We start from the raw sequence: 13,717 nt of genomic DNA, 5'->3' as shown, positions 1-13,717 counted from the left end.
CATTTTGGTAACTGGCTTAATGGATATTGAGGAGTTAAAAGTGACTGTAAAAGAACAATCAGAGAGACGTATTTTTCACAATAATGAAGATTGCCCGGTTCGCAACGTAGTTGCGCAAATTGGTGATAAGTGGTCCTTACTCATTCTCTTCGCTCTGGTCGACGGCCCGGACCGTTTTAATGCTTTGAAATCAAGAATAGAAGGGATTTCTCAACGTATGCTGACTCAAACTCTTCGTGATCTGGAGAGAGAAGGATATGTGGACAGAACGGTATACCCAGAAGTTCCTGTACGCGTGGAGTACGCGCTTACCGAGCTAGGGAGAGAAATCGTTAAGCCTTTGTACGAGTTGGTTTGCTGGGCAGATGAGCATCACGATGAGATAAGACGTTCACGAGAAGCATATGATAAAAAAATTAACTGAACACCAAAAGCATAAGGCAGTTAGCTAGTATATATAAAAACGCCACTCATCAACGGAGTGGCGCTATTCATGATCAGCTTTCTAGTAAGATAGCTTTACACCTTAAACTGCCCAACAAGGTTTTGCAGCTCCTGGTTAGCGCTACCAAGCTGAACAGCGTGATCACCCGATGTTTTACCGTGAGCATGTAACTGAAGAAGCATAGAACGAATCGATTCCATACTCTCATTTATGTTGTCTATCACATGACTCTGTTCGTTAGCCGCAGTCGCGATCTGAATACTCACATCATCTACTTTCGTAACCGAGTCACGCATTGCAGAGATCCCTTCCGTCACTTCGTGGGTAAGTTCAGACGTTCTCTGGCACTGCTCTTTCGTTTCTCCCATCGAAGAAACTGTCGAGTCTACGCCAGATTTCAGAACTTCCAGCATTTCCGCGACTTCTGTTGTGCTTTCCTGAGTTTTAGCAGCAAGGTTTCTGACTTCATCTGCAACAACTGCAAAGCCTCGACCCATTTCACCTGCTCGCGCGGCTTCGATAGCTGCGTTAAGTGCCAATAGATTCGTTTGCTCTGCGATACCACCAATAACCTGTAGTACCGATTCAATAGAAGCAGCATTTTCCTGCATCTTAGCGACATTTTCGGAGGTAACTTCAACGTTTTGCATCAGGTTGCCAACGCTTTGTGTTGCTTTCTCTACCGCAATACCAGACTGACTCGCCTCTTGCTGTGCTTCAGAAGTGATGTCTGTACTTTGATTCGTATGGCTTGCGACTTCTTGTGCTGACGAACTGAGTTCATTCACCGCTGCCGCAACCATATCTGTTTCCTGTACATGACTTTCCAGCACCTGAAGCGTTTCTTCCGTTACTTTTGTCATCGCCATGATTTGATTGCTGCACTCCTGATTAGCCTCAATCACTTTTCCAATCAAATCCTGAAGATAGGAGATAAACTTATTCATTGATTCAGATATGCCGTCCAGCTCATCTTCACCATCTACTGGCAATCGCATACTAAGATCTGCATCTCCTGCTGATAAGGTATCGACGTTCTCTTTAAGAAGGTTAAATCGCTTGCCCAGCTTACTGAATGCGAACATCAATACACCAAGCAAGACAATCACCATCGGAACCTGAATGGTAGCCAGAAGGCTCATAACTTCCTGAGTGCCAATAGTAAGTAGTCTGGTTGGCTGCGCAACTGCGATTAACCAAGGCGTTCCTGTCACTTCCTGAACCAAAAGTGTGTAATCTTCATCGTTCTGGATAAACTCTTTACGAAACTCTCCGTCTTTTAGCGCCTGATTCAAGGTATCGGCCAATGCATATCGCTGATCAGTAAGGTTGGTCAAAATTACCTTGTCGTTCGTCAGCACGCGGTTAGTACTAAGAATCTTTCCGTCACCTTCAACAATGAGTATCTCAGCGTTAAGCTCGCGCTCTTTGTCAGCCACTAAGCTATTGAAGAAACCAAGGGTGACATCAACGGTAGAGACACCGTACAAAGAACTACCCTGATATATGCCCATTGCACAGTTAGTTCTTGGCTGAAGGCTTGCACCATCTTTATAAGCATTCGCCCATACACAATCACCTTTTGGCGCATTTTGACCAGCGCGGTGCCATGGTTGCGTATAGTAGTCAGGAGCTTCAGCGCTGTTCCAATATGTGTTCTCGATTAACTTGCCGGACGCATCACGATGGTAAAAAGTACTCGCACGATTTACACCATCAATACGTTTATTTGGCATCGGCCAAATACCGCCTCCGAATACCAGTTCGTTTCCATATTGATCGACAAGGTGCGGTAAAAGAGTATCAATTTGGTCACTTTCCAGATTTGGAACGAGTTGGGTGGTAGCACGTTGTTGGGCTTGAACAGCTGAGAGGGTGAGCTTAATTTCTGTCGCGATATCTTTTACTGCAAAGGCGAGGTTTTTTTCTTCTTCTGCCTGCAAACTTGGCTGTACCCACTTGAGAATGCCAAACCCAGTGACTGCAGCAGCGAGGAGTACAAACGAAATAAGTAGCATGGTGTACTTATTTTTGATCGTCCTAATCTTTATCATATTGTTTCTACCGTTACTTAATAGATTATTACCGTTCAACCGACTTCATTAGGGGAATATGTTATTTATTTGTTATTTTTTGAACCACTAATAGTTTATCGTGCGGTATAGAAATCAACTATCAATCAAGGCTTCAGGCGTGAGCGTTATCACTCAAAAAATTAGCATTTTCAAACATTGAATCATCCAACCGTTAACCATTCAGGTGATCTAGCGAGCATTTTAGTAACATCTACCCCTATGTGATTACTTTCGAACTTATTCGGTCACTCTGAGGTTATCAGTTTATTTTCCGTTGCTAAGTTCCTGAACCAGACGCCATGCTTTTTGGGAATACGGTTTCCTGTTCCCAGATCCAATCGATAAAAACCATATCGACGTTTGAATGAGTTCGTCCACGACCAGTTATCTATAAACGTCCATTGATGCAGGCCGAAACAATTAGATCCCTCTTCAATCGCTCGGTGAAGCTGAATTAAATGCTCGGTCATGAGTTCAGTGCGGAAACTATCGTCTATGATGCCATTCTGATCCGGCTCCCCTTCCGACTCCAGATCCATAGCAATACCAATTTCAGCCAAAAACCATGGAATATTTCCATAATTGTCTTTCACATTCTTCGCAATGTCATAGATCGCAGTTGGCAGGATCTCATTGTTATCACGGTAAGGGTTAAAACGACCCGTGGGGTTTACGTAGTTTTCGAAATAAGCTTCCGGAGTGAAGTAATCTAACTCATATTCTGTTTCACGAGCTTTCACCCTACGGGGTACATAATAATTGACGCCCAGAAACGCGATTTTTGCTGATTGAATAGCAGCAATCTCTTCCGCATTCCAGTCAGGCATCACATCTTGTTCATTCAATACATCGCAAAGTTCAGAAGGAAACTCGTTTTTTACCATCGGGTCTAAAAAGCTGCGATTGAATAACAAATCTGCGTACCAGGCTGCTTTTCCATCCTTTTCTTCATCACTTCTTGGATATGACGGTGTTAGGTTCAGAACCACACCAATTTTTGAACCTGAAAGATTGAGTTTATTAAATGCGAGCACCGCTTTTGCATGAGCAAGAATGATGTTGTACCCAACCTGTACGGCCAATTTGCCGTCTTTTTTACATGGGTAGTGGAAGTCATAAAGATAACCGCCCTCTACCGGAACAATGGGCTCATTGAAGGTAATCCAGTGCTTCACTTTATGACCAAAAAGCTCGAACGCTTTTCGGGCAAATTCGGCATAAAGATCGACGACCTTTTTTGATTCGAATCCACCATATTTTTGCTGTAACTCTGCCGGCATATCAAAGTGGTACAAGTTAATAAGAGGTTCGATACCATTAGCAATCATTTCATCCAGATAGCGGTTATAAAACTCCACAGCATCGGGACACACTTCCCCGGTTTCAAAATTTTTTATAAGGCGAGACCACTGAATAGACGTTCGAAAAGAGTTGAACCCCAACGCCTTCATTAGCTGAACATCTTCTTTGTATCGATTATAGGTATCATTCACTACCTGCGGACCTATACCTTTATAGAAGCGTTCCTGAGATTCTTTGTGCCACAAATCCCAAATGGAGTCGTTGGCCTTGTTTGTCACACCTTCGGTCTGCACACCTGAAGCCGCTGCACCCCAAAGGAAGTTTTCCGGAAAAGTATAGGTCGCCATCTTAACTGCCCTGTCTGTTTAAAAAGTGTTTTAACGCTCCGATAAGGTTGGCATCATTGCCATACTTCGACACCTTGACCACAGGTCGAACTTTGGAAATGGGTAGCTGCTCCAAAATGCCATCCAGCTTTTGATTGATCTTTGCTACAAAGCCCTCTCTTTTACTCACAGCACCACCAAGTAGAATGAGTTCCGGATCAACGTGATATTGAATGTTGTATATGCCAACGGCTAAATGAAGAAACCATTGTTCTACAACGTCGGTTACTAATTGATCACCTTTGTCATAGAGCCTGAAAACCTCTTGACCATTGAGATCGTTCGAAGAGAGATTGAGTGCTCTGGCTGCACTTTCTACCAGAGCGCGGGTTGATGCTAATTGTCCCCAGGTTACAGGCATCCCGTCTCGATACTCTGAGATAGCAAATCCAAATTCTCCACCATGAAGATGATGACCTTTAAGAACCTGTTGCCCGGAAACAATCGCACCACCTATGCCGGAACCGATAACTGCGGTGCAAAAATAGTTAGAGTGTGCACCGGCTCCTAGCCAGGCTTCCGCCAGAGCGGCACAGCAAGCGTCGTTTTCTAACTCGGTAGGAAGTTCAAACTTGCTTTGAAATAGCGCTCTGACGTCTATACCGTGGATATAAGGCAGCGAACTGGCACCGTGTATGTATCCCGAATCAACATCCACTGCACCACAACTACTTATCGCAATACCTTCAAATCGATAACTTAAAGAATAGCGCTCGAACACAGGAGCAAAGCTTTCGATCCACTGCTGATAAGATTCAGCCTGACTCTCGACACTAAACTGCTCGACAATACATGCGTCAGAAGTCATCACTGCGCATTTCACTGAACTTCCACCAAAATCCAATACTAAATAGTGTTTTGTCATAGGTCCCTTACGAAGCTTGCTACTCAGTCGTCACTGTTTTTCGGATGTTAGGAATACAGTATAGCGACTCGATTCGTTCTGAACCTGAGGGTAGATCCCATTGATCTACTCGCTTATAGAGTGGAAGAAATACGAAGACTGAAGATGTGGAACTTGGAACAGAAACAAACAAAAAGACAGCCCGAATTCGAGCTGCCTTTAGCATTAAGGCTTAGAGTAATCTGAACGATTAAATCGCCCAGCCACCCGCATAGAATGCAACCAGAACAATAGCAATAATCACAGTACCAAGGTTAAGGCGCTTGTGCTCACCAGAGATGATACGGCCAATAACCAGTGTGCTGAAACCAAGCATGATGCCGGTAACGATGTTACAGGTCATAACGATGAATACCGCACAAACCATACCTGAAAGCGCGTCAACTGAATCGCTCATGTCCAACTTAGCAACATTGCTCATCATTAGCAGACCAACATACATAAGAGCAGGTGCTGTTGCGTATGCAGGAACAAGGTAACTTACAGGAGACAAGAACAGCATAAGAAGGAATAAACCACCAACCACTGTTGCAGTCAGACCCGTTTTACCACCCGCAGCTGTACCTGCAGCAGATTCGATATAAACCGCTGCTGGTGCGCCACCAACGAAGCCTGCGAAGATACTACTTACAGAGTCCGAAGTCAGTGCTTTACCACCGCTGATGATCTGGCCATCTTTGTCCAGAAGGTTGGCCTGTCCTGCAACCGCACGAATCGTACCTGTTGCATCGAAAATTGCAGTCATTACAAGCGCCAGAACACTTGGGATAACGATTGGGTTAAGTGCACCCATGATATCCATAGTGCCTAATAGCGACTCACCTTCACCACCAAATGATGGCATAGCAAACAGTCCCTGGAACTTCACATTTGGATCGAAAATCAGGCCGAAGATTGAGATAGCGATGATAACAAGCAGGATACCGCCAGGTACTCTGCGTTTTTCAAGGCCAAAGATTGCAGCCAGACCAACCAAAGATGCAATAACAGGTAGAGACATGAACTCACCCAGCTCTACAGGTAAGCCCGGTGCTTCGTTTTTCACAACCAGACCAACACCGTTTGCTGCGATCATCAGTAGGAAAAGACCGATACCAATACCAGTACCATGAGCAATACCAAATGGTAGGTTAGTAAGAATCCATTGACGAACACCCGTTACCGTAATGGCTGTAAACAACACACCCATCAGGAACACAGCGCCCAACGCAACAGGGATGCTTATACCCTGACCCAATACCAAACTAAATGCTGTGAATGCGGTTAGTGAGATAGCACAACCGATAGCCATCGGTAGCTTAGCCCACAGACCCATCAACAAAGAACCAAAGGCAGCAACCAAACAAGTCGCGATAAACACCGCTCCCTGGTTGAATCCAGCTACCCCAAGCATACTCGGCACAACAATCACTGAGTACACCATTGCAAGGAAGGTTGTTAAACCCGCGACGACTTCTGTTTTAACTGTACTACCACGCTCCGTAATGTAAAAAAAGCTATCTAATCCGCCTTTTGGTTTCGCTTCAGCTTCACCTGCGACGGGCTCTGTTTGAGTTATAGTATTTTCAGACATTGTTCTAATTCCTTGTAAGTCGATGAAAGTAAGGGAGCGGGTTTACTCGTTCAATGAGACACTCCCTAACTGTTCAGAAAGTTTTATGGACTTCCTCTCCGCGCTAAAATCAATTACATATCGTTTTCTTTTATTCTTAAATTCTTATTATTTTTTAAAATCAGTTACGTGCGTAGACCAAACGGCCATCCACATAGGTACGGTAAATGCTGCGATCGTCTCCTAGGGTCATTAGCATGAACAACTTCTCAGCCAGGCTATTTGAGCTGTCGTAGCGAAGTTGTTGTAAAGGTGTCGCTACAGGATCGATGATGACAAAGTCCGCTTCTTTACCCACTTCGAAGTTACCAATCAGGTGGTCGAGAGAAAGTGACTTCGCTGCGCCCAGAGTAGCCAGGTAGAACGCCTGATACGCGGACAGCTTATGCTGCTGAAGCTGCATTACTTTGTAGGCTTCGTTCAAAGTTTGCATCATGTTGAAAGTCGTACCAGCACCGATATCGGTACCCATACCTACCTTAATCTTGCGTTTCCAGGCTTCCTGAAGTTTAAACAGACCACTACCCAGATACAGGTTTGATGTTGGGCAGAACGCAATCGCTGAATCGGTTTCCTGCAGGCAATCCCACTCTTTGTCTTCCAAATGGATACAGTGAGCAAAGACACTCTTAGAGCCTGTCAGACCATGATGATGGTATACATCAAGATAACCGTCTTGCTCTGGGTAAAGCTCTTTCACCCACTCGATTTCGTTCTTGTTTTCGCAAAGGTGAGTATGGATATAAACGTCTGGGTACTCTTCTTTCAGCTTCCCAGCCATAGCTAGCTGCTCTGGTGTTGAAGTCGGTGCAAATCGAGGTGTTACTGCGTAAAGCAAACGGCCTTTCTTGTGCCATTTTTCGATAAGCTCTTTGGTTTGGTTGTAACCCACTTCTGGTGTATCAAGAAGGTAATCAGGGGCATTGCGGTCCATCATTACCTTACCCGCAATCATACGCATGTTGATCTTTTCAGCCTCACCGAATAGCGCGTTGACGGACTCAGGATGCACAGTACCAAACACTAAAGCCGTGGTTGTACCGTTGCGAAGTAGCTGCTTGATAAAGAAGGTCGACATCTCTCTTGAGTAGTCTTCATCTTTATAACGAGCTTCTGTTGGGAAAGTATAGTTATTCAGCCATTCCAGTAGCTGCTCACCGTACGCACCGACCATTTCAGCCTGTGGATAGTGGATATGAGTATCAATGAATCCAGGCATTACCAGCTTACCCGGATAGCTTCTTACACGTACTGATGAAGGAATTTTATCCTTACCTTCTTCCCACGTACCGACCCATTCAATGCGACCGTTGTCGACCAGCATCAAACCATCTTCGATATAACGTACATGCTTCTCAATATCTTCAGGGTCATCGACGACCTGAGCGATATCCATTATTGAAGCGCGAATAGCTTTAATCGATTGGCTATAGTCCATAATTTCCTCTTTATGTCTTTGTACATCCAACGACCATTTACGACATAGATGTGGCAGCGTTATAAACGGTTCCGTACTGACCTTTTAATTTTTCAGTAAATTTTTTTGCTCACGTTAACCGCAAACCACTTTGCAGCGCTTTGCGGTTGGTTTAATTTTTTAAGACTCAGCTTGCTGACGAACTAAGTTTTCTTCTTCCAGTGCGCGATTACATGCTTCGCACTCTTTAATTTGTTCTTCCAATGCTTCACGTTTTTCCTGAGCACTTTCCGCTTCATCTGCACGGTTAATACCAAGAACAATGTTTAGAGTCAGCGCAACAAGAGAACCGGTTGTGATACCTGAGCCTAAGATAACTTTCATAGAATCAGGAAGATAAGTAAGAATCTCCGGACGAACAGTCACCGCCATACCTGCAGCAACACCGACAGCAATAATCAGCATGTTGCGCTTAGTGAAGTTGATACGAGACAGTATGCCGATACCCGCAGAGATAATCATTGCGAACATCACAAGACCAGCACCACCTAATACCGGAGATGGGATCGTCACCACGATACCACCCAATTTAGGGAACATACCGGCAAGAACCATGATGACACCAGTAAGTGCAACAACGTGTCGGCTTGCAACACCCGTGATTGAAACGATACCCACGTTCTGGCTGAAAGATGAGAACGGAGTCGCACCAAACATAGAAGCAAGAGCACTACCTATACCGTCACAAAGAATACCTTTAGACAGCTTTTTACCTGTTAGCTTGGTATGGGTCGCATCACTCAGTGCAAGGAAGTCTCCGGTCGATTCCATAATGGTAACCAGATAGGCGATAGACATACCGATAATGCCACTAACAGTGAAACTCAGACCAAATGGCAACACTTCGGGGAAGGCGAAGAAACTGGCATCTTTTACAGGAGAGAAATCGACGATTCCCATGAAGATAGCAACCAAATAGCCAACAAACATGCCGATAACGATTGCGGCTGCGGAAATAATACCCTTGCCAACTTGAGACAATACGATAACAACAACCAATACCAACAAACCAAGCATAAGGTTGCTGACCTGTCCATATCCTTCCTGACCCACAAAACCACCAGCAAACCAGTCAACAGACACAGGCAAAATGGTTAAGCCAATCAGAACCACAACGGTACCGGAAACAACAGGTGGGAAAAGCTTACGAATTTGAGGCATAAACCGGCTACCAATAATCATAACCAGTGAGCCAACAAGAGATGCGCCAAAGATACCGGATACTCCGGAATCAAGGCCAATAGAAATAGAAATTGCTACGAAAGTAAAGCTGGTGCCCATTACCACAGGAAGACGTATGCCCACCGGACCCACACCACGACACTGAACGATTGTAACAACCCCTGAAACCATGAGGGCCGCATTAACCAGAACAACCATTTGATCACTAGGCAGGCCTATTGCACTACCGACGACTAGCGGAACCGCGATAATGGCTCCCATGGCTGCCAGCATATGTTGTAGAGCAAGTAGGATGGCAGTTCCTACTGGTGGCTTATCTTCGACGTTGTAAAAGAGTTTCATTTCAATGCTATCCTTATCTTTAGGTTCACATGAAACAACGCAGGCTTTGACACTCCTTATGTGTCTTATGAGTCCGGCAAATTCCATGAAACCAAGTGGACGAGTATGAAGTCGATAGCTTGTTGATTTAAGAGGCCACCTAAGGATCAGATGCTGCCTTACCTCTATTCACTGCTGCGATGTATCGAAGCAATGGAATCAGTCTGCTATACAGGCTCACTCGAAAAAATAAAAGCGGACATTTTTCATCCCAAGAGAAATATCCGCTTTTAGTTTAAGTTAAAGCTTATTGAGACCTCTTAGTATCTTCTCTGGGGTAAAGTTCCACTCGCGAATCCAGACACCACATGCATCATGGATAGCGGTTGCGATGGCTGGAGATGCACCATTAACACCAATTTCTGAAATAGATTTGGCACCAAATGGTCCAACCGGATCATCACTAGGAACGAGTGACGCACGGAAGTCTTTCGGTATATCACCAATCTTAGGAGCACCGTAGCTCTTCAGATCCGTGTTCACCGGAACACCGTTGTCATCGTAAATAATCTCTTCGCACATGCTGTGGCCGATAGCACGCATGCTGGCACCGTAAATCTGCCCCAGAGCTAAGTCAGGGTTGATTGGTGTACCACAGTCCAGAAGAGCATGGAATTTGTTCAGTTTGATTTCACCAGTACGGGTGTTTACAGCAACTTCCGCGAAGTTTGCACCGTATGGGAATGCAAAATCAGAAGTGATGAAGCTACCGCTTGTAAGAAGCTGTCCCCAGCCTTTACCACCTTCTGCCTGATGCGCAATCTCACCAAAGGTCACGCTCTTGCCATTCTTAGCCTGAACTGTTGCAGGGAAGACTAACTGAACGTCAGCAACTTCTGCTTCCAGCATTTCAGCACCGCAAATCAGAATACGTTCGCGCATTGCCTGAGCCGCCTTCATCGCAGCATTACCTGAGAAGCAAGTACCAGATGAAGCATACGCACCCTTGTCAAACGGACAGTGGTCAGTATCACCAGAAATTACGGTAACTTCTTCTAGTGGCATCTTCAGTGTTTCGGCTGCGATCTTACCAACAACCAGATCCAGACCCGTACCGATATCCGCACCACCTGAGTGAACAATCAAGGTACCGTCTGAAGCAAGCTTCGCTTTACAGTTCGCCTGATCGATATCAGGAATACCAGACTTCTGCTGGATAATCGCAACACCGCGACCCACTTTCCAATCTTTACCAAGATCTTCTTTTGGCGTATCCCAGCCAAACTCTTCACGTCCCTGGCGCATTACTTCATCAAGCGCACAAGAAAGTACACGTGGTGGTTCTGCAGGTAAGTCACCCTCACCTACCGCACCTTTGATCTTCAGAGGATCGCCTTCGTGTACACGGTTCTTCTCGATAACATCCAGAAGATCCAGATCCAACTCTTCAGCAAGCTCTGCCAGCATCATGGTTAACGCGAACACACCCTTAGGAGCACCGTAACCCTGATAAGCACCTGTCGGACAGATGTTTGAGTAGTATGTGGTTACTTTGAATCGAACATTGTCGATTGGGTATAGTGGTAGTGACAGTGCAGGGCCGTTAGAAGGTACGGTCAGCGCGTGGTTACCGTATGGACCAGTGTTCGCCTGGAAATCCATATCGATAGCCGTCAGCGTACCGTCTTTCTTCATACCCACTTTCAGGTTCACTTTCGCTACGTGGCGTGATGAACATGCAATGAACTCTTCTTCACGAGTATAGTGAAGGTAGACAGGACGACCGGTTACAAATGCTGCGTATGCCGTGATGTCTTCAACAAGAATGTCCTGCTTAGAACCAAAACCACCACCAACACGTTCTTTTACGATGTGCACGCGGTTCTGTTTGATACCAAGAATACGAGCAACCTGACGACGAACGTGGAATGGCACCTGAGTTGATGCGTGCATAACAACACGGTTACCGTCCATATACGCGTAAGCGATATGCATTTCTGTTGGTGTTTGCTGCACCTGTTTAGACTCGTAAGTACGCTCTAATACAATGTCCGCTTCTTCAAAGCCTTTATCGATATCACCAATCTGACCATTTACCGAAGCAGCGATGTTTTCACGTGGCATACAGCCAATTGGGAAGTTTACGATCAACTTACCTTCACGCTCATCGGCATCTCTGTTCTGAGCTTCCAGATCATCCGGTGCACCAGCCATGTACTGGATAGGTTCGTTATGGATGATTGGCGCGTCTGCCGCCTGAGCTTCATCAATGCTCATTACCGGCTTAAGTACTTCGTACTCGACATCAATCAGCTTCATTGCAGCTTCAGCAATTTCTACACTTTCAGCCACAACCGCAGCAACACGGTCACCTACGTGACGCATCTTCTGACCGAACATACGACGATCAAGTGGTGAAGGCTCAGGGCCAGTCTGACCACCTGGAGTATAAGGAATATCCGGGCAGTTTTCGTGTGTGATAATGTGTACCACACCTTCCAATGCTTCCGCTTTGCTTACGTCCAGTTTCTTAATCCATGCGTGAGGATGTGGACTGCGCAATACTTTGATCGCACAAGCATCTGCCGGGATACGGTCTTCAACATAACAAGGTTTCGCCTGAACCATTTTCACCGAGTCATCTTTCGGGCTGACCTTACCAACCATATCCAGATCATCACAAAACTCAGGTGCAACTTCGATGTTACTTTCTGGAGATTCTTTACGTTTAGCAGCCAGTTCCACTACCTGATAGAACTGCTGATAACCTGCGTCACGGCTGAATAAGCCGGAAAGTGCGTCATCAATCTCATCACGCGTTGGTTGAGGGATACGCTCTAGAAGTTCAGTGATGATAAGCGCTGCTGCCGGGTCGTTATAACCAGACTGCACAACACCAACATCGATCATAGCCTGCTGTACAACATTAAGTTTGTTATGTGTGCTTAGTGATTCAGCAGTACGTACTTCACGGCCTTCTAACTGTGCAGCGATTAGCAAAGATGCGTTTACCAGCTTACCGTCGACCAGAATAACGTCGGAGCCTGCAAAACCAAAGCCGTCATCACTGTTGCGTACAGAGTGCAGACCCATTCCGTGCAGCAACGTTTGTACGTTCTCACCTAGTGGGCTGTTTAAAGTCTTAGAGCGGCCATTTAGTGTAAATTGAATAGTCATGGTTACGCCTCCTCAGCCAGCTGCTGACATTCAGCTAATAGATCAGTGACAACAACACCAGCGATATAGCGCTTGTACTCCACGCTTCCGATAATATCAGCGACAGGATGAACCGCTTCAGACACGGCTTTCTCTAGAGACTCACCTTCCAGATCCTGATTTTCAACGTCTCTCAGACGCACAGGTACTGCTGCACCATTTTGCTTTGGTGACACACCATCAAGCGCGATGATTTTTTTACCTTCTTTGTCGATTGAAACCGCTGCAGTCACGACTGCAAGACCAGCCGCTGAACGAACAACATTGTGAACAGCACAATTCAAACCTGCTTCAGGAATGATGACTTTTGTAATCAGATCGCGTTTATCAGTGGAGATATAATCTTCCACTTCCATTTCACGACCATCAGCCAGCACTACTGTCGCTTTCAGTGCCATTAGCCCAGGAACCAGAAGCGCTTCTGGTTGCAGTGCTGCGATTTCTCCACCCAACGTCGCCTGATTGCGAATGTGACGGGAGTAGATAAGTCCGCTTGCGTTCTTTAATGCCGAAGGTATCAGTTCATTATTGATCAAATCCTGAATACGACACATAGCACCGATATGAACCGCCTCACCCTGTTTTTCAATCTTGTTGAAATCCAGTTTTTCGAGTGAGATTGCAACCGTTTTGTCAGTTTTCGTTGGCGCAGCATTAAGCTTAGAGCCCCCAGCAAACCAAATCGCATTGCCAGCATGTTGCTGCATGAGCTCTAGAGCTTGTGCAGTTGAGTCTGGTCTCAAATATTGTTCAATCATATTTTCTTACCTTTTTCTAATTATCCATAGCTTCATGCT

Annotated in this window: 9 protein-coding genes; 1 reads left to right on the top strand and 8 read right to left on the bottom strand. The window is 45.5% G+C overall.

Features of this window, described 5'->3' with window-relative positions:
* The first annotated feature begins 40 nt into the window (after positions 1–40).
* Positions 41–424, top strand: a complete 384-nt coding sequence (locus SNR28_RS00330; RefSeq protein WP_375749027.1) for a winged helix-turn-helix transcriptional regulator — start codon at positions 41–43, stop codon at positions 422–424.
* A 95-nt stretch (positions 425–519) separates the two neighbouring features.
* On the opposite strand, the gene SNR28_RS00325 is transcribed toward SNR28_RS00330, so the two are convergent.
* From SNR28_RS00325 to ygfM, 8 genes are all read right to left on the bottom strand, one after another.
* Positions 520–2,499, bottom strand: a complete 1,980-nt coding sequence (locus SNR28_RS00325; RefSeq protein WP_375749026.1) for a methyl-accepting chemotaxis protein — start codon at positions 2,497–2,499, stop codon at positions 520–522.
* 266 nt (positions 2,500–2,765) lie between these two features.
* The gene (locus SNR28_RS00320; RefSeq protein ID WP_375749025.1) at positions 2,766–4,169 is read right to left on the bottom strand and encodes a glycoside hydrolase family 1 protein; all 1,404 of its coding nucleotides are present in this window, start codon (positions 4,167–4,169) and stop codon (positions 2,766–2,768) included.
* Position 4,170: 1 nt separating this feature from the next.
* The gene (locus SNR28_RS00315) at positions 4,171–5,073 is read right to left on the bottom strand and encodes an ROK family protein (protein ID WP_375749024.1); all 903 of its coding nucleotides are present in this window, start codon (positions 5,071–5,073) and stop codon (positions 4,171–4,173) included.
* Positions 5,074–5,302: 229 nt separating this feature from the next.
* Positions 5,303–6,685, bottom strand: coding sequence for an NCS2 family permease (locus SNR28_RS00310; protein ID WP_375749023.1), 1,383 nt, complete (start codon positions 6,683–6,685; stop codon positions 5,303–5,305).
* A 160-nt stretch (positions 6,686–6,845) separates the two neighbouring features.
* The gene (gene guaD, locus SNR28_RS00305) at positions 6,846–8,162 is read right to left on the bottom strand and encodes a guanine deaminase (protein ID WP_375749022.1); all 1,317 of its coding nucleotides are present in this window, start codon (positions 8,160–8,162) and stop codon (positions 6,846–6,848) included.
* Between the two features lie 159 nt (positions 8,163–8,321).
* Positions 8,322–9,725, bottom strand: a complete 1,404-nt coding sequence (locus tag SNR28_RS00300; RefSeq protein WP_375749021.1) for a solute carrier family 23 protein — start codon at positions 9,723–9,725, stop codon at positions 8,322–8,324.
* Between the two features lie 279 nt (positions 9,726–10,004).
* On the bottom strand, positions 10,005–12,881 hold the full coding sequence (locus SNR28_RS00295; RefSeq protein ID WP_375749020.1) for a molybdopterin-dependent oxidoreductase Mo/Fe-S-binding subunit: 2,877 nt from the start codon (positions 12,879–12,881) through the stop codon (positions 10,005–10,007).
* A gap of 2 nt (positions 12,882–12,883) precedes the next feature.
* Positions 12,884–13,678: a molybdopterin-dependent oxidoreductase FAD-binding subunit gene (gene ygfM / locus SNR28_RS00290; protein ID WP_375749019.1), complete on the bottom strand. Its 795-nt coding sequence runs from the start codon at positions 13,676–13,678 to the stop codon at positions 12,884–12,886.
* Between the last annotated feature and the right edge of the window lie 39 nt (positions 13,679–13,717).

This window comes from Vibrio iocasae (assembly GCF_042245395.1).
Lineage (GTDB): Bacteria > Pseudomonadota > Gammaproteobacteria > Enterobacterales > Vibrionaceae > Vibrio > Vibrio iocasae.
This window is presented reverse-complemented; position numbering and strand designations above follow the sequence as displayed.